General features: G+C 54.0%; 16 protein-coding genes. 8 read left to right on the top strand and 8 right to left on the bottom strand.

The window, feature by feature from the left end; genetic code table 11:
- Positions 1-112: 112 nt before the first annotated feature.
- The gene (locus tag AAA927_RS05810) at positions 113-991 is read left to right on the top strand and encodes a cation diffusion facilitator family transporter (protein WP_338216561.1); all 879 of its coding nucleotides are present in this window, start codon (positions 113-115) and stop codon (positions 989-991) included.
- A gap of 57 nt (positions 992-1,048) precedes the next feature.
- Here AAA927_RS05810 and AAA927_RS05815 read toward each other — a convergent pair whose 3' ends face one another.
- Genes AAA927_RS05815 through AAA927_RS05825 form a run of 3 tightly spaced genes read right to left on the bottom strand, consistent with a single transcriptional unit; the run spans position 1,049 to position 3,042 of the window.
- The gene (locus AAA927_RS05815; protein ID WP_338216563.1) at positions 1,049-1,807 is read right to left on the bottom strand and encodes an ABC transporter permease; all 759 of its coding nucleotides are present in this window, start codon (positions 1,805-1,807) and stop codon (positions 1,049-1,051) included.
- Complete coding sequence (locus AAA927_RS05820; protein ID WP_338216565.1) at positions 1,804-2,454, bottom strand: ABC transporter ATP-binding protein; 651 nt, start codon at positions 2,452-2,454, stop codon at positions 1,804-1,806. Before AAA927_RS05820 ends, AAA927_RS05815 begins: the two co-directional genes overlap by 4 nt.
- A 60-nt stretch (positions 2,455-2,514) precedes the next feature.
- A complete protein-coding gene (locus tag AAA927_RS05825; protein WP_338216566.1) occupies positions 2,515-3,042 on the bottom strand; it encodes a GNAT family N-acetyltransferase in 528 nt (175 codons plus the stop codon).
- A 208-nt stretch (positions 3,043-3,250) separates the two neighbouring features.
- Between AAA927_RS05825 and purR the strand changes: the two genes are divergently transcribed.
- The 4 genes from purR (at position 3,251) to AAA927_RS05845 (ending at position 8,023) form a co-directional block, all read left to right on the top strand.
- A complete protein-coding gene (gene purR / locus AAA927_RS05830; RefSeq protein WP_125579467.1) occupies positions 3,251-4,099 on the top strand; it encodes a pur operon repressor in 849 nt (282 codons plus the stop codon).
- Positions 4,096-5,250 carry a VanZ family protein gene (locus AAA927_RS05835; RefSeq protein ID WP_338216568.1) on the top strand — a complete coding sequence of 385 codons (1,155 nt, stop codon included), beginning with the start codon at positions 4,096-4,098 and terminating at the stop codon, positions 5,248-5,250. The genes purR and AAA927_RS05835 overlap by 4 nt, the downstream gene beginning before the upstream one ends.
- A gap of 176 nt (positions 5,251-5,426) precedes the next feature.
- Positions 5,427-6,827, top strand: coding sequence for a bifunctional UDP-N-acetylglucosamine diphosphorylase/glucosamine-1-phosphate N-acetyltransferase GlmU (gene glmU, locus AAA927_RS05840; protein ID WP_338216569.1), 1,401 nt, complete (start codon positions 5,427-5,429; stop codon positions 6,825-6,827).
- A gap of 227 nt (positions 6,828-7,054) precedes the next feature.
- On the top strand, positions 7,055-8,023 hold the full coding sequence (locus AAA927_RS05845) for a ribose-phosphate diphosphokinase (protein ID WP_125579470.1): 969 nt from the start codon (positions 7,055-7,057) through the stop codon (positions 8,021-8,023).
- 41 nt (positions 8,024-8,064) lie between these two features.
- On the opposite strand, the gene mscL is transcribed toward AAA927_RS05845, so the two are convergent.
- The 3 genes from mscL to AAA927_RS05860 all read right to left on the bottom strand — a co-directional run bounded on the left by mscL (position 8,065) and on the right by AAA927_RS05860 (position 12,476).
- Complete coding sequence (gene mscL, locus AAA927_RS05850; protein WP_125579471.1) at positions 8,065-8,436, bottom strand: large-conductance mechanosensitive channel protein MscL; 372 nt, start codon at positions 8,434-8,436, stop codon at positions 8,065-8,067.
- Between the two features lie 94 nt (positions 8,437-8,530).
- A complete protein-coding gene (locus AAA927_RS05855) occupies positions 8,531-11,260 on the bottom strand; it encodes a YhgE/Pip family protein (protein WP_338216573.1) in 2,730 nt (909 codons plus the stop codon).
- Positions 11,261-11,465: 205 nt separating this feature from the next.
- Complete coding sequence (locus AAA927_RS05860) at positions 11,466-12,476, bottom strand: YdcF family protein (protein ID WP_338216648.1); 1,011 nt, start codon at positions 12,474-12,476, stop codon at positions 11,466-11,468.
- A 121-nt stretch (positions 12,477-12,597) separates the two neighbouring features.
- Here AAA927_RS05860 and AAA927_RS05865 point away from each other — a divergent pair, with 121 nt between their 5' ends.
- Positions 12,598-13,041 carry an NUDIX hydrolase gene (locus tag AAA927_RS05865; RefSeq protein ID WP_338216574.1) on the top strand — a complete coding sequence of 148 codons (444 nt, stop codon included), beginning with the start codon at positions 12,598-12,600 and terminating at the stop codon, positions 13,039-13,041.
- Here the strand turns inward: AAA927_RS05865 and AAA927_RS05870 are convergent, their stop codons facing one another.
- Together AAA927_RS05870 and AAA927_RS05875 are read right to left on the bottom strand one after the other, a co-directional pair.
- Positions 13,042-14,391: an HD domain-containing protein gene (locus AAA927_RS05870; protein WP_338216576.1), complete on the bottom strand. Its 1,350-nt coding sequence runs from the start codon at positions 14,389-14,391 to the stop codon at positions 13,042-13,044.
- A gap of 1 nt (position 14,392) precedes the next feature.
- Entirely contained in the window at positions 14,393-15,199 is an 807-nt protein-coding gene (locus tag AAA927_RS05875; RefSeq protein ID WP_338216578.1) for a lipoyl protein ligase domain-containing protein, read from the bottom strand.
- 166 nt (positions 15,200-15,365) lie between these two features.
- On the opposite strand from AAA927_RS05875, the gene AAA927_RS05880 reads away from it, so the two are divergent.
- On the top strand, positions 15,366-15,812 hold the full coding sequence (locus AAA927_RS05880) for a YwiB family protein (RefSeq protein ID WP_125579476.1): 447 nt from the start codon (positions 15,366-15,368) through the stop codon (positions 15,810-15,812).
- A 50-nt stretch (positions 15,813-15,862) separates the two neighbouring features.
- Positions 15,863-16,498, top strand: coding sequence for a DNA-directed RNA polymerase subunit delta (rpoE, locus tag AAA927_RS05885; protein WP_308439908.1), 636 nt, complete (start codon positions 15,863-15,865; stop codon positions 16,496-16,498).
- Positions 16,499-16,648 lie beyond the last annotated feature (150 nt).

The following is a 16,648-nucleotide window of genomic DNA, read 5'->3' on the forward strand; positions in this document are numbered from 1 at the left end:
AAATGCCGGTGCGACGGGGTTTGCGTTGACTTTGCTGGGGCGATGTTCCACAATGAAGACGTCCGGTCAGCCTGATTTTTTGGCTGATTGCGGCTAGACAGGAGGGATTAGGATGCAACAACCGAAACCGAATCAAGCGTTTCGCTGGGGAATACTCCTCAATTCAATCTATATTATCGCGGAGGCCACTTTTGGCCTGCTGATTGGCTCCATTGCCTTGCTAGCTGATGCGGCGCACAACTTAAGCGACGTGCTGGGGCTGGGCATTGCCTGGTTTGCCGATTGGCTGTCCTGTAAGCGGCCAACGGCGAACCGAACATATGGCTACAAAGGCTCGTCGATTTTGGCGGCGCTGATCAATGCCGTGTTTCTGCTAGTGGCCATGGGGGCTATCATTGTGGAAGCGGCGGGCCGCTTTGCGCATCCGGAACCCATTCAAGGTGGGACCGTGATGCTGGTGGCGGGCATTGGGATTGTAATCAATGGCGCCACGGCGCTGTTGTTTCACCAAGGGCAAGCGCATGACCTCAATATTCGCGGGGCCTTCATGCACATGGCCGCTGACGCCGGGGTGTCGCTGGGCGTCGTCCTCGCCGGCGGGCTCTATCTGCTAACTGGCTGGGAGTGGCTTGACCCCCTCGTGTCCATTCTGGTGGCGATTGTGGTGCTGATTGGTACCTGGGGCTTGCTCAAAGACGCGGTGAACCTCGCCATGGCGGCAGTACCAAAAGCGATTGACACCACCAAGGTGCAAGCGATGATCAATGCTTACCCGACAGTGGCCAGCTGCCACGACCTGCACATTTGGGCCTTGAGCACCACCGATGTCGCTTTGACGGTGCACATCACGCGCAAAACCGATGCCAATAATGACCAGTTTCTGACGGATTTGAGTCACAAATTGCGGCACACCTTTGACATCGCCCATGTCACCATCCAAGTCGAGTACGGCGATTATCAGCCGCTGCAAGACGGGGATAATGCATATTAACGCAAAAACAGCCGGTCTTCACCCGTGTCATACGAGTGGAGGCCGGCTGCTTTTGATTTAGCGCAGCTGTAGATCCTCATTGTAGAACTGTGGGTAGGCGCGATAGCAAGCAATGACACTGCTGATGGAAGTGGCTGCCAGCAGCATGAACGTGACCATGATCTGATACATAATCGCCTTGGTGGGGTCGATGCCGGCAAAAATTAAGCCGGACATCATGCCAGGCAGGCTCACTAGACCAACCGTTTTGGCTGAGTCAATCGTCGGTGCCATGCCGGTTTTGATGGCGACGCGCACAATCGGCATCGTGGCTTGCTTCAAGTCGGCCCCTAACGCCAGCCGTTCCAGCAGGCCTTGGCGCTGATCATGGAAGCTGGCGTTTAAGCTCCGATAACACAATCCGATGGCGACCATGGCGTTAGAAGCAATCATGCCGGAAATCGGCACGATTTGACTGGGGGTGAATTTAACCGCGTGCGCCAGTACCAGCAGGACGATGGTGGTCAAGGTCGCCACTGAAATCGCCAGCAAGCTAATGACGAAGGCGTGCGGAATGCCGGCGGCGCGCTTGCGAGCGTTTAACGCGGCGTTAAAGATGATGATGGCCACCATCAGCAGCGTCAACCAAACCCGGTCGACGCGGATAATATAGGTCAAAACGTAGCCGACGACGGTGAGCTGAATTACGGCCCGCACCACACCAATCAGCATGTCTTTTTCAAGGCCAATGTGTTCTTTGAAGTTTACGGCTAGGGCAATCAGCACCAAAATCACGGCGAAGGCCAGCGCGGTGGGACTCACAATTAAATTGTTCATTGGGCGGCCTCCAATCTGCCGGCAGTAATGGTGAGCAGGCGATGGGCAACGTTGATTTCCGTTTCGTCATGCGTCACGGCCAGCACCGTCAGGCCTTTTTGATTGAGGCCTTCAATCAGCTGGTGGACGATGGTTTTGGTGGCGGCATCCAGGCCAGTCGTCACTTCATCCAGCAAAATGACATCCGGTTCAAACAGCAAGTTGCGGATTAAGGCCACGCGCTGTTTTTCCCCGCCTGATAATTCCGTGATCGGTTTGGTCAGCATGCTAGTGGGCAAATCGACCTGCGCCAGTGCGGCTTGGGCCTTGGCCGCATCAAATGGCTGGTTACGCAGCTCAAAGGGAAAGGCCAAGTTATCCTGCACCGTGTCGCCAAAGAGACTGGGCTGCTGGAAACAATACGACACCGCTTGCCGGTACGTTGTTTTAGGGTATGAACTTTGCGGCTGGTCGCGGTAGGTGATCTGACCGCTGGTGGGCGTCAAGAGCGTTGCTAGCAGGCGGAGCAGCGTACTTTTCCCGGAGCCTGAAGGGCCCGAAATGGTGACATATTCGCCGGCATCAACGTTGAAGCTAATGTCGGTCAGAATCTCACGGTCAGGGGTACGATACCCCACATGATCCAGTGAAAATAACATCGAGGTCATCCTTTCAACTTGTTTATAATCATTCTAATATAAATGTTTAGCGAATGCACCTGTTCTGGCCTAAAACTCGAGGTAATAGTTGATATCCGTTTCCCCGCGAGCACTGGTAAAATAATAATCCGCGGTATTCAGACCGCCGATATGGAAGCCATACTTCAGATAGAAGCGATTGGCGGCCAGATTGGACCCTTGAGCAATTGTGCACAGGCCTTGATTACCATGGGCTTTGGCGAGCGGAATCGCGGCGTCGAGGAGCTGGTGGCCGATGCCTTGGCCGCGGTAGGCTTGATTGACCTTCAGATCAGCTAGGTAGAGGTAATGATTCCACCGAAACTCGTATTCAAAAGTCGCCAGGCCGATGCACGTCGCCTCGTCAAAAGCGCCTAAGGCAAACCCGGCGGCATCGATGTCTGCCAGTTGGTAATGTTCATCGGGGAAGGTCTGGGTGAACGGCGTTGTCAGAAGCCGTTCGTGATGCTGCCAGCCTTGGTCATCGCGAGTCACAATGAATTCCCCAAACCGACTGAAAGGTTCATTCGGTAGCTGCAAGGCGGCTTGATTCGCTGCGGTAATGCGTTCAATTTTCACTAGTGACACTCCTTCATGAGGTAACATCTCGCCTGAGTATACGCCAGCTCGCCAGTGGGAACAACGCACCTTGACTAAGGAATGCGAACAATAATGGAAATTATCGGAAATTGACTGGGATTTTGTTCGCCAATCCCGTATAATTGTGAGGATTAATGTCAAACGAGGCAGGATAATCCAAATATTCGGAGTTAAGGAGTAATACAATATGAAAGTTCGGCGTAGCGACCGGCTCATCGATATGACCCGGTACTTATTAGAACGGCCCCACACCCTGGTGCCATTGACTTATTTCTCAAAGCGGTATGATTCGGCGAAGTCTTCAATCTCTGAAGACCTTGCCATCATCCGTCGCGTCTTCGCCCAGCGGCAAACCGGCATTCTGGAAACGGTCCCTGGTGCCGCCGGTGGGGTGCGCTTTGTGCCAGTGATGGGGCTGGCAGAAGCAGAACAATTTGTCACCGAAATGGCCCACCGCTTGTCGGAAACCGACCGCCTGCTGCCAGGGGGGTATGTTTACTTATCTGACTTGCTGGGTAGCCCTGATGTGCTCCGCCAAATCGGGCGGGCGATTGCCACCCAATACTTAGACGCCAAAGTGGATGCCGTGATGACTGTGGCCACCAAGGGGATTCCGATTGCGCAAAGTGTCAGTCAATACCTCGACGTTCCCTTTGTCATCGTCCGCCGCGACTCCAAAATCACCGAAGGCTCGACCGTGTCGGTGAACTATGTGTCCGCTTCTTCGGCGCGCATCGAAAAGATGGAGCTGAGCAAGCGCAGTTTGCCAGCCGGCAGTCGGGTGCTGATAGTGGATGACTTCATGAAAGGCGGCGGTACCGTCAACGGGATGCGCAGCCTGATTACCGAATTCGATGCTGAATTGGTGGGCATCTCGGTGTTTGCAGAAGGCAACTTCTCCGGCGACCGGATGGTGTCGGAATACACCAGTCTGATTCGCGTGGATGAAGTCGATACGAAAGCCAACACGCTGCATGCTGTGCCAGGGAACTATTTGGATCAGAACATGAGCCGGCTGAAAGGGTTGGCCGAATGAGTGCGTATCTAATTCCGATTAAAACTGCGGCGCTGGTGTTTCCGTTTTTGGCCTTGCTGCTGGCCCTGCCGTTCATGATTGCCCAGTACCGCCGCTATGGGAGCTTTATTTTTTGGCGGGCCGTGGTGCTTTATACTTTCGTCTTTTACCTGATTACGGCGTATTTTCTCATCACCTTGCCGCTACCTAGCATCGCCAGTGTGGCGAAACTGACCACCCCGCGCTACAACCTGGTGCCGTTCATGGCGCTACGCACGTTCCTGAATACCACGGTATTTTCCCCGCTGCATCCAGGAACTTGGTTGGCGGCGTTGAAGCAACCGGGCTTCATCCAGCCGGCGTTCAACTTGCTGCTGACTGTGCCATTTGGGGTCTATCTGCGTTATTACTTCAAGCGCAGTGTGCCGCAAGTGCTGGTGATGACGTTTGGCCTCAGCCTGTTCTTTGAACTGACTCAGCTGTCTGGCTTGTACGGCATCTACCCGCGGCCATACCGGCTGTTTGATGTTGATGATTTGATCATCAACACCACCGGCGGGGTGCTGGGCGGCTTGATTGCCCCCGCCTTGATGCGCGCCTTTCCGAGCCGCGATGAAATGGATGCCAAAAGTCGGGCTCGCGGCAGTCAGGTGACCTGGCTGCGGCGCTTTGTGGCCTTTTTGGTCGACAATCTGCTGGGCGTGTGGTTGATTGGCGTGGTGCTGGAGTTGATTGCCACGCTGCTCGGCGTGCGGTCGGCGCTGGGGGATGTCATTGTGACGCGGGTTTTGGCGCCAGTCTTCATCTTCGTGGTCTACCCGTTGGTGCGGCATGGTGCGACGCCAGGCAAAGCGCTGGTGCGCATTCGCATTGTCCAAGAAGATGGCACGCCCGTCGGCTTTGGCCGCTTGCTGTGGCGAGAATTTCTCTTATATGGGGTGGCGCAATACAGTGTGTTCGGCTTCATGCAGATTTTTAACGAAATCTTTGTGAAGTTCCACCGCACAGAAGTCAACTTCGCGCTGCTCGGCCTGTTTGGCCTCGTGGCCGCCTTCATCGTGCTCAATTTCTTGTGGGAGATGGTGACGCGGGATAATCATTATTTCTATGATGTCTGGGCGAAAACCAAGCAGGTCAGCACCATTCAAACGGACCCGCAAACTAAGGCGTAGCATTGTTAGCCACTCGGCAATCCGAGTGGCTTTTTGCTTACCTGATCAAATTGGTTTAGCCAAATGAAAACTGCTGAAAGCCCGCCGCCAAGCGGTCTATCCCACTTTGTCAGTTGCTCAAAAGGCGGCAGTGGGCTATGATAAACGAGAATGTTAGTAGGATAGGAGCGAACATTATGTCTGGAAAATACACCATCATCTTAGCGGCCGGTAAAGGGACGCGGATGAAGTCGAAGCTCTACAAGGTTTTGCATCAAGTCTGCGGTAAGCCGATGGTCGATCATGTGCTGACCGAGGTCGAAAAGACCCAGCCGGATCAGATTGTGACGGTTGTGGGCCATGGCGCCGAAGCTGTTGAAGAAACCTTGGGCAAGCGCAGTCAGTATGTCGTGCAAGAAGAACAGTTGGGCACAGGGCATGCCGTTTTGCAGGCAGAGCCGCTGTTAGGTACTAAAGAAGGCATGACCTTGATTGCCAGCGGTGACACGCCGCTATTCACCGCCGCCACTTTTGAGAAGCTGTTTGCCTATCACATGGATAAAGGTGCCAAGGCGACGATTTTAACCGCGACTGCGCCGGATCCATTCGGCTATGGCCGGATTATTCGCAGCGACATTGGCACGGTGCAAAAGATTGTGGAACAAAAAGACGCCACGGCCGAAGAAGCCCGGGTCAACGAAATCAACACCGGCGTGTATGTCTTCGATAACCAAGCGTTGTTTGCCGCTTTGCATGAAGTCAAAAACGATAATGCCCAAGGTGAATACTATCTGCCAGATGTGATTCAAATTCTCAAAGCCAAAGGTGACGTCATCGCCGCTTACCGGATGAAGGATTTCTCCGAATCTATGGGGGTGAATGACCGCGTGGCTTTGGCTGCCGCGACCAAGGTGATGCAAGCGCGCATCAACAAGCAGCACATGCAAGCTGGGGTGACCTTGATTGACCCGGCCACGACTTACATCGATGCCGATGTCGAAATCGGACCGGACACGATTATCGAACCGGGCGTGTACCTCAAAGGCCACACCAAAATTGGGGCGGATTGTAAGATTGGCACCCATTCCGAGCTGATCAATGCCACGCTGGAAGATCGCGTCACCGTCACCAGTTCTACCATCGAAGATTCCATCATGCACACCGGCTCGGACATCGGCCCGAACTCCCATTTGCGGCCAGACTCCGAGATCGGCGAAGGTGCACATCTTGGCAACTTTGTCGAAATCAAAAAAGCCACGATTGGGCCGCGCACCAAGGTCGGGCATTTGACCTATGTCGGCAATGCCATTTTAGGCAGCGACATCAATGTCGGTTGCGGGGTGGTCTTCGTGAACTACGATGGCGTCAAAAAGTGGGAAGCCAAGGTTGGCAGTCACGCCTTCATCGGCTCCAACTCGAACATTGTGGCTCCTGTCACCATTGCCGACCACAGCTTCATTGCCGCCGGTTCCACCATCACCGAGGATGTGCCTTACCACGCCATGGGCATTGCCCGCGCCCGTCAGGTCAACAAGGCGGACTTCTGGCAACGCACGGCGATTGCCGATGATCCAGAATGGAACCAACCAGATAAGTAGTCAAAGCCACCAGTCGCGTTGCGGCTGGTTTTGCTTTGCCATTTTCTGCAAATGCCGCACTGATTATTGCGGTGGTACCTAAAAATTAGGTCAGCAAACGCAAATAAAATTGCGATAGATGGGTGGAAAAGCCCGTTCACGCCTCAATGTTCTGGTATAATCAGACTGTAAATGGGCTCAAAAGTCAGTGCTGTGTTCATCAAAAAATTAATATCATGGAGGAAACCATGCCTTACTCTGATCCGAAGTTGAAGATTTTTGCCTTGAATTCGAACAAACCCCTCGCGGAAAAAATTGCCGCTGAAGTGGGTGTTGAATTAGGGAAGTCGTCAGTGACTCGTTTTTCCGATGGGGAAATTCAGATCAACATCGAAGAAAGTATTCGTGGGGATGATATTTACCTCATCCAGTCGACTTCCGCGCCGGTTAATGACAATCTGATGGAACTTTTGATCATGATCGATGCCTTGCGCCGGGCCAGTGCCCACACGATCAGCGTCGTGATTCCTTACTACGGTTACGCCCGCCAAGATCGCAAGGCCCGCTCGCGTGAACCGATTACTGCCAAGCTGGTGGCCAACATGTTGGAACGCGCTGGTGCCACTCGCGTTTTGGCACTGGATCTGCATGCGGCCCAAATTCAAGGGTTCTTCGACATTCCCGTTGACCATTTGATGGGTGCCCCGCTGTTGGCGGATTACTTCATCCGTAACGGCTACACCAATGCGGACACCGTGGTGGTTTCGCCTGACCATGGTGGCGTGACCCGCGCCCGCAAGCTGGCCGAATTCCTGAAGGCCCCAATCGCCATCATCGACAAGCGCCGCCCACGGCCAAACGTCGCTGAAGTGATGAACATTGTCGGCCATGTCAAAGGTAAGAAATGTATCATCATTGACGACATGATCGATACCGCTGGCACCATTACCCTGGCTGCCCAAGCGTTGAAAGACGCTGGCGCCATTGAAGTGCAAGTGGCCGCCACCCACGCCGTCTTCTCTGGCCCAGCGGTTGAACGTCTGCAAAACAGTGCGATTGAGCGCGTGATTGTCACCGACTCAATCAACTTGGCCGAAGATAAGAAGATCGATAAACTGGTGATTGTTTCGGTTGGGCCACTAATTGGCCGGGCCATCACCCGCATTCAAGAAAACAAGCCGGTTTCACCGTTGTTCGAAAACCGGTTCACTCGCTAAGGCAAATAAAGAGCCGCGCAATTGCGCGGCTCTTTTATTGCTTAGGCCTGTTTTTCTTTGGCCAACAAATCGCGAATCTCAGCCAGCAGTTCTTCTTGGGTCGGGCCAGCAGGGGCTGGCTTTTTCTTCGGCAAAATCTTGTTCGCCATGCGCACCAGTAAGAACACGATGAACGCAATGACCAAGAAGTTGAGAATATCGTTGATGAAGGCCCCATATGTAAACTTGGCACCGGCGACGGTGACGCTCAGCTTGGCGAGGCTGGCGCTACGCAGGAATAAGCCAATCAACGGATTCAGTAAGTTATTGGTTAGGGACGTGATCAACGCAGTGAACGCGCCGCCAATAATGACCCCAACTGCCATATCCAGCACGTTGCCGCGCATGATGAAATCACGAAAATCTTTTAACATTGCCATCTTCCTCCTTATTCGCTTTACTTATATTCTATCAAAACGACCGGCCTTGCAACATCAGATGTGCAAGGCCGGTCGTTGGATTTAGTGATTATTCGATGATGTCACTCTTGCGGGTGATGTGGTGCATTTTGTTGATCCACGGGCGAATCGGTTCTTTCAGCAGCAGGCCGGCTAAGAAGAACACCAGGCCGAACGCCGCCAGCGCCAGCAGATCAAGCCGCATATTCGGCCAGTAGATGCCGCCGACGGTTTCCCGCAGCATATTGACCGCATAGGTGAAGGGTAGCCACGGGTTGATCATCTGGAAGAATTTACCGGACAAGACCACCGGGAAATTCCCGCCGGCGCCGGAAATCGACAACACCAGAATGATGATGCCCAGCCCTTTCCCAATGTTGCCAAATAGGGAAATCAAGGCGTACAAGATGGAGACGAACACCACCGACAGGAGCATGGCCAGCAGCACATACAGCGGCTTGTTCACGACGTAGGTGCCAATCAGGTAGAGGTTCCCCAGCGCCGCAATCAGCGCTTGGCCCATGCCCAGCCCGGCGAAAGTGAGCCAGCGGGCGATGTACTGCTGCTTCACAGTGGCTTGGGCCAGTTCAGCAGGCAGCTTGTATTCCGTGATCAAAATCGCGCCTAGCAGGAGTGCGCCGACCCAGATACACAGCGCTAAGTAGAATGGGGCACTTTGCGAGCCGTAAGTCGGAATCGGGTAAAGGTGGGTTTCGTTAATGGTGACTGGCGCGGCCAGGAAGTCGGCTTCCTTGGTGGCATCGCGGCGCAGCAGTTTAAGCAAGGCGCTTAAGTCGATGGACTTTTCGCCTTTTTTGATGGCGGCCGCTCCAGTTTGAATGGCCTGCTTCAAGGTTGGCCAGTCGTTTTGCTTGAAGTTTGCGGCCAGCTTCAAACCAGATTCGAGTTCCGGCATTTTCGCATTGGCCAAGGCCAAGCTGTTGGTGAGATCTTGCTCAATGCCAGGCAGGTCCTGCTGGATAAAGGCGTTGGCCTGGGTCAGCTTGGTTTTGAGGGTCGGGAAATCATTTTGGTACAAGTCAGCGACGGTGGTGATGCCGCTAGTGATCAGCTGCATGTGGCCATTCAGCAGTTCATTGGCGTCGGTTAATTCGGTTTTGAGCGCTGGCAGTTGTTTTTTGGCGGTGGCTAGGAAGGTGTTGGCCTGCGTCAGCAGGTCTTTGGTGTTAGCCAGCAGCGCCGGTAGTTGCGGCAAAATCTGACTGTTGATCTGCGCTAAGGTGACATCGGCATCTTGCAACGCGGCGGTCAGGGCCGTCAGTACCTGGTGCACGGTTTGGCCGAGCTGTAATTGTTGCAAGCCGGCGGCAGTTTGGGCAAATTGAGTCGCGGTGCTTTGCAGCTGCTCGAGCTGACTTTGCAGCTCAGCGGTGCTGGCCGTTTGCACCAGACTGGCAAAATGGGTGGCTTGCTTTTGAATGACCGTGGCACCAGCGGATAAGGCATTCAGGCGGCTGATGGCGTCGGCGAAGGAGACATTTTGGCCATTCAGTTGGCCCGCCGCGGTTTGCAGCTGGGTCAGCGTTTGCGCCAGCTTGGTGGCGGTGGTGGCCACTTCGCCTTGGCGGCTGGCCAACGCGGTGAGCCGGTCCGCAATGGCGGTGCGCGCCGCCGCGTTATCTGGGTTGGCGTCCAGGTCGGCCAGTTGCGTCTTCAGGTTGGCTAAATCGGCGGCCAAGCTGGTGTTGGCGGCTTGAATCAGCGTGAGGCCAGCGTCAGTGGCGTTTTGAATCAAGGTGAGTGCCTGCTTGATCTTCGGTAGCACCTCGTCTTTGGTGGTGGCCACTGCGGTTTGGGCGTGCTGACCAAAGGCAGTGAGCGCCGGCAGGGTACCGTCTACCGAATTAATCACGTTGATGCCTTGGCTGGTGATGGTGAGGGACTTGGTAACGGCGGATTCCAGTTGGTCGAAGTTCACGACCACCGTGTTCAGCTGGGCGCCAGCGTTTTTCACTTCAGGCAGTTTGCCTTTGACCTGGGTGGCGAGCTGGCCGGCCTCATCGATGGCCGGTAAGAAGCGCTGCGACGCCACCAGCTTTTGGGTCATGGTGTTGACTTCAGGCAGATAAGTGGCCATTTCATTGGCGGTTTGGAGTTTGGCCTTCAAGGTCGGCATTTTGGCTTGGAGCGTATCCACTTCATTCAGGTACTTTTCAATGGTCGGCAGCTGCGCGTCGGTACTGGTGACCAAACTGGTGAAACGTTTGATCATCGGCAGGTTCTCATCCAGCTTGACGCCGGCTTGATTGAATACCTTGCCCAGCGTCGAGGCAACCGTGGTGACGAACTGCTTAGAAATGGTGCTTTGCAAGGTATTGGCGCCGGTATCGGTGATTTTTGGCGCAATGGCGTTGATTTTCTGGTTCACGTAATAATCGAGCTGCGGCTTTTTGATTTTGCCTTGCACGAAGCTCATGAGATCATGGGAAAAGGTTTTGGGCACCACAATGCTGGCATAATATTTGCCACTTTTGACCCCTTCCACCGCAGTTTGCTTGGAGTCAACGAACTGCCACCCGAGCTTATCATTGTGCTTGAGCTCGGTAATCAGTTCATCGCCGATGGCCACCTTTTGATTCTGAAAAGTGGTGGGCTGATCGGCGGAGTACACCGCGACTTTCAAGTCATGCGTGTTGCTGTAAGGATCCCACAAGGCCCAGACGTTGAACCAACAATACAGGCTGGGAATGACGACCAAGGCCAGAATTAACAGGAACGCAAATGGACTTTTTAAAATGCGCCGCCAATCAAGGACGAAGAGCCGACCAATGTTTTTCATAAAATCCTCCAATAACTTATTCTAGGGCAGAGTATAGCATTATTTATGCGAGGCTAGAATGCAAGATTCACGAGCTTGGCGCCTCCAAAGTGAACAAAAAAAGAACCTCAGCCAGACTGGCTTAGGTTCCAGATTGTAGCTTGCTGTTATCATGATAACGAAAAAAACGTTGGCCGTCTTGATACAATTTCCCGGATTTGTCCAATCACCGTACGCCGGCGCTAATGCCGACCATGATGGACATCACCGCAATCAAGCCGATGATGATGATATGCCGCCGCTTGTGTAGGACCACGAAGGCGAGATATTCGCGAATCACGGCATTGGGCAGGAAGTAAAAGGAAGTGGCGGCGCCGACGCCATTGGCATCAAGCCCGGCCGCCCGGGCAAAGACACCGGCGCGGAACAGGTGGTAGTTGTTAGTGAAGAAGGCCGCCTTCACCGGTTTCGCGCCTTCGCGCTTGGTGATCAACGCTTTGGAAAACTTCATATTTTGATAGGTGGTTTTGGATTGGTCTTCCAACAACGTATCGGTTTCGGGGATGCCGTGATCAACTGCCCAGGCGCGCATGGCCGCGGCTTCCGACAGGTTCTCATCTTCGCCTTGGCCACCGGAAAAAATAATTTTCGGTGCGGGCCGGTTTTTGGCCACTTGTTTTTGATAGAAGGTGACGGCGGCCTGAATGCGGGCGGCTAACAGTGGCGAGATCTTGTCCCCATTGATGAGGCCGGCCCCTAGGACAATCAGGTAGTCGCGATTGTGCCGCGGCCGCCAGAGATTGTAAAGCACCAGGATGGTCAAGAAATTATACAGCGCTAACAGCTCATAACCGATGCTGAGGGTGAAGAAGAAGGTCAAGCCATTGTACAAGGGATCAGGGATCCACTGGCGGCCAAAGGTACCAGCCACCTCCAGTAGCAGCAGTCCCACCGCAATGCCCAACGTGAGCATGTTGCCCAGCGAATGGCCTTCGCGGCGCCACACCAGCCAGGCATTCCAAAGCAGCAAGACCAAGTGCAACGCGAACAGCAAAATGATAATGCCCACCGCAATCACGAATAGCGTGCCAGTGACGGCAATTAAAAGCCGGTTGCCAGAGGCCAAAATAGCAAAGGCTAGCGTCGCCAGAAAGACAATGGCAAACCAGTTGAACAGCATCCCGTTGTAGAGATGGCGTGGTTCTTTGAAAAAGCTAAAGCAGAAAAGCGCGCCCATGATGAGGGCTGGCAACCAGTACCAAAGCGCAAAGTTCGGCACAAAATCACATCCTTAGTGGCGATTAGAAGCAGGTTCAAGTATAATGAGGAAAATATGAGAAAAGGACGGCTAGTTGATCATGGCAGATCCGGTATTCGGACGCAAAGACCCCAAGCTAGATTATCACACGCGAATCGGGGTGTACGGGGTCATTCCTGACGCCAGCGGCAAACGCCTGTTGATTTTACAGGCGCCTAACCATGCCTTGTTTTTGCCCGGTGGGGAAGTGGAGCCAGGTGAAAGCGATGAGGAGACGCTGACCCGTGAACTCCTAGAAGAGTTCGGGGTGCGCGTCACCATCGGCGCTAAACTGGGCCGCGCGGCCGAGTATTTCTACTCTCATCACCGCAATACCGCTTATTACCACCCAGCCACTTTCTATGCGTGCAGTGACATTCAGCGCGTCGCGGATCCTTTGGAAGACTTCAACGCGCTGATGTTGATGCCGCTTGAGCTGGCGGCAGCGGAGCTGAAGCGGCCAACGCATCGCTATGGCGTGGCGCAATGGCTGAAGCAACGTTAATTATTTGAACGCGGGATCAATCAGCGTGTCATTGAGAATATACTGCTGAAATTTAGCGTAGGTGCCGGCGAATAAATCGTCGGCATTTTTGCTGAGCATGACTTTCGGAAAATAGAACCGCTTGTCCCCAGTGGCTTTACCACTAATCGCAGCCACCAGTGGCGACAAGGTCGAGAGTTCTTCCAAAGTCCCATCGGCCTGGATAATTTCGATTTGGGTTTTGGGATTAGCGACGCTAGGATCGTATTGATCATAGGGTAAATCGAAGCTGTCATTTTCGGCGGTGTAGTAATCTGGATCAAACCCGGCCTCACTGACCAAAGCGCGCAGCTGCGGCAGCAGCGCGGCGGTTTGGTCGGTGATGGCCACCGACTTCAGTGGTCGGCGGCTCAAGAAGCGACCAGCTAAATCTTTCAGCACCGGATCGGGATAGTCCAGCCAGTAGGTGAAATACGTGTTCAGCACGCCGTCATCAAGCCGTAGGTAATCCTTCAAGTCGAATTGATGCTCGAAAAACGGAATCAGCAGCCGCGGGTTGTAGCGGGTATCGAACTTGCCGGCTTCATACAGCGTCTTGGCGCGCTGCAGCAGGTGGGTCAAAATCATTTCCATTGAACGAGACACGGGGTGGAAGTAAACTTGCTGATACATCTGGAATCGGCCCACAATGTAATCTTCCACGGCGTGCATGCCGTTGGCGTCAAAACCGATGCCGCCTTGATAAGGGCGCATCACCCGCAAGATGCGGGCTAAATCGAAGTCGCCGTATTTGGTGCCGGTGAAATAGGCATCCCGCAGCAGATAGTCCATCCGGTCGGCATCGATTTGACTGGAAATCATTTGCACCACTTGCGGATTAGGGTAAGTATGGGCAATCACGCTGGCCACCTGCTCGGGGAAGTCTGGCGCCACGCCGCGCAGAATTTTGTTTACTTCGGTGCTTTCATCCGTCAAAATGCGGCGGGTGATGGCTTCGTGGTCAGTGGCAAAGATGTGCTCAAAAGTATGTGAGTAGGGCCCGTGGCCGATATCATGGAGCAAGGCCGCGCATAGTGCCACCAGCCGTTCGTTGTCATCCCACAGGCCATCGCCAGCGGTTTGGGTGGGGAAGTTCACCGCAAAGTTATCACAGATTTGACGCGTGATTTCGTAGACGCCTAAGCTGTGCGTGAACCGGGTATGTTCAGCGCCTTGAAAGACGTAATCGGCGACGCCGAGTTGCTTGATGCGACGCAGGCGCTGGAACTCAGGCGTGTTGATTAAGTCCAAAATCACCTGATGCTGAACATGGATATAGTTATGGACGGGATCGCGAAAGACTTTCTCGCGGGGAAGCATTTTAATGGCCATATTATTCTCCTTCAAACTGATTGCGCTGCTGCATGTCGGTTAAGGCGGCGGCCAGCGCGGATTGATAGGTCGGGGTGGCAAGGACGGGCGTGAGGGATACTGACTTTGTGGTTAACGCGGCTGTGAGTTTAGCCCTTAAGCCTTGCGGGGTGAGCGGGGCGGCAAGGTGGGCATTTAAGGTGCCCATTGTTGCTGGATGCACCTGCGGAAAGCGGTGGCGCGGATCGGCTTGACCTTGGCCGGCCTGATAAAAGTCAGCCATCACCTGCCCGCGTGCCGCCTGATCGCCGCCAACGGCCAGGTATGCCATCACCACGATGCCGCGACTGGTGCGACGCTGAGCTAACCCGGCGATTTTTTGCCCGCCTAGGCTCAGGTCAAAGGTGCCGGGGCAATAGGAGTGCGGCACTTCACCAACCGCAAGCGGTGCCCCCACCGCATCCGTCAGCCAGTCCGCCATGAGCTGATAGGCTTCAGGAATCGTGGCGGCGTCAGGGGGTAAGAACAAGCTAACGTTCAGCACCTGCTCGTCACAGACAATACCTAAACCGCCAGAGTTGCGAACAAAGAAGGGGTAGCCCGTTGCTTGCAAGGTCTTCAGCGCTGCTGGGAGCTGCGGCAAGCGCAAATCCTGCATCCCCAAAATCACTGTGCGGGCCAACGTCCAGTAGTGGACGAACACCGCAGGCAACCCGGCTGGCCGGCTCAAAAGGGCGTTGGTATGCGCAAAGCTTAAAAGCCGCTGGTCAGCGGTGAAGTGTTGGTTTAACACGCCGATTGGTCCTAGATTTTTCAGTGCCTTGTCCATCCGCTTGCCCCCATTCATACCCTATTATATGCAAGTTCGGCGCGCCATGCACCCTTCCCAAGGAATTGGGCGGTTGCGCCCCCGGCAGAAAACATGACGCTGGCGTCAGTTTTAAGCCAAAAGCGGGCCTTTACGTTATAATGGAGAGCAGAAAGGGCTGATTCGAATGGATTTATCACACGGCGTCCCGGTGCAAGTGCACCTTGAGACTTTTGTCACCCAAGAGGCGGAAACGGAGAACCATGTGTTCGATGAGCCAGGCACAGTCGTTCAAATGGGGGACACACTGTACATTCGCTATCGTGAAGTGAACGAAGAAGAACATACCGACTATCCGGTCACACTGAAGTTGCGGGCTGATGGTTCTGTCCAGCTGTCGCGAGGCTCCAGTGAAGATGATACGCATCTGCGGTTGCATTTTGCCAACAACCGCCGCATTCTGACGCGCTACCGCACGCCTTATGGCATCATTCCGGTGGAAACCGTGACGCCGCGGCTGGATGTGCGCCTGACCACTGATCCACTAGCCGGCGAAATCTATATCGAGTACGAGTTGTTTGGCAATGGCGACCATCTGGGAAATTATCGGATGCGATTGCTTTTTAACGCTTGAGCGCGTATTATTCACAATAGACTGTATTAAGCAGAAAGGGCGTGTACCGGTTGAAACTTGATGTATTTGCCGATGCGAATAAATCAGAACTGTCCATGATCGAGGTTGCTCGCGGCATTCTCGAAGAAAAAGGCGACACGATGGGCTTTGCCGACATCGTGAACGAAATCCAGACCTTCTTGGGCAAAAGCGATGAGGAGATCCGTGATCGGTTGCCGCAATTCTACACTGACCTGAACGATGATGGCAGCTTCATCTCCTTGGGCGATAATGTCTGGGGCTTGCGGGCTTGGTACCCATACGATTCCGTTGATGAAGAAGTCAACCACCCAGAAGACGAAGAAGACACCCCACGCCGCGCTAAGAAGCGTAAGAAGGTCAACGCCTTCCTGGCTGACGTAGCTGACGATGATGATGTCATCGACTACAACGACGATGATCCAGAAGATGATGACTTCGACGCCGATGATGACGATGAAGACACCAGCGACGACTTCGACAATGGCGTTGACGCTAACGGCGACGACGATGACGACGAGCAAGAAGACAATTTGCCCGACGGTATCGAAGGCCAGCTGGCAGAATTCAGCGACGACGATGAAGAAGATGACGATTCAGACGACACCGACACCCCGGATTTCTCCGCGGATGACGATAGCGATGATGATGACTCAGACGAAAATTAAGCATCTGGAAGCGGCCTAGCGCCGCTTTTTTTATACCAATTTCTAAAGTGCTTATAGGTTGGGGCCATTACCGGGAACGTGTCGGCGTTCAATTCACGTACTTTTCAACCAGTAGAGCCGGGTGGTGAAGCTAGACCCTTGGCGGCTCAC

Origin of the sequence: Lacticaseibacillus salsurivasis (assembly GCF_036246225.1) — a bacterium.
In the GTDB taxonomy this organism is placed as follows: Bacteria; Bacillota; Bacilli; order Lactobacillales; family Lactobacillaceae; genus Lacticaseibacillus; species Lacticaseibacillus salsurivasis.

Coding starts and splice junctions, on each gene's coding strand:
- mscL (WP_125579471.1), bottom strand. CDS start 8,436: ATGTTAAAAGATTTTCGTGATTTCATCATGCGCGGCAACGTGCTGGAT.
- AAA927_RS05810 (WP_338216561.1), top strand. CDS start 113: ATGCAACAACCGAAACCGAATCAAGCGTTTCGCTGGGGAATACTCCTC.
- AAA927_RS05860 (WP_338216648.1), bottom strand. CDS start 12,476: ATGGGCGCGCTTTTCTGCTTTAGCTTTTTCAAAGAACCACGCCATCTC.
- AAA927_RS05845 (WP_125579470.1), top strand. CDS start 7,055: ATGCCTTACTCTGATCCGAAGTTGAAGATTTTTGCCTTGAATTCGAAC.
- AAA927_RS05865 (WP_338216574.1), top strand. CDS start 12,598: ATGGCAGATCCGGTATTCGGACGCAAAGACCCCAAGCTAGATTATCAC.
- AAA927_RS05835 (WP_338216568.1), top strand. CDS start 4,096: ATGAGTGCGTATCTAATTCCGATTAAAACTGCGGCGCTGGTGTTTCCG.
- AAA927_RS05815 (WP_338216563.1), bottom strand. CDS start 1,807: ATGAACAATTTAATTGTGAGTCCCACCGCGCTGGCCTTCGCCGTGATT.
- AAA927_RS05820 (WP_338216565.1), bottom strand. CDS start 2,454: ATGACCTCGATGTTATTTTCACTGGATCATGTGGGGTATCGTACCCCT.
- AAA927_RS05855 (WP_338216573.1), bottom strand. CDS start 11,260: ATGAAAAACATTGGTCGGCTCTTCGTCCTTGATTGGCGGCGCATTTTA.
- glmU (WP_338216569.1), top strand. CDS start 5,427: ATGTCTGGAAAATACACCATCATCTTAGCGGCCGGTAAAGGGACGCGG.
- AAA927_RS05870 (WP_338216576.1), bottom strand. CDS start 14,391: ATGGCCATTAAAATGCTTCCCCGCGAGAAAGTCTTTCGCGATCCCGTC.
- purR (WP_125579467.1), top strand. CDS start 3,251: ATGAAAGTTCGGCGTAGCGACCGGCTCATCGATATGACCCGGTACTTA.
- AAA927_RS05875 (WP_338216578.1), bottom strand. CDS start 15,199: ATGGACAAGGCACTGAAAAATCTAGGACCAATCGGCGTGTTAAACCAA.
- AAA927_RS05880 (WP_125579476.1), top strand. CDS start 15,366: ATGGATTTATCACACGGCGTCCCGGTGCAAGTGCACCTTGAGACTTTT.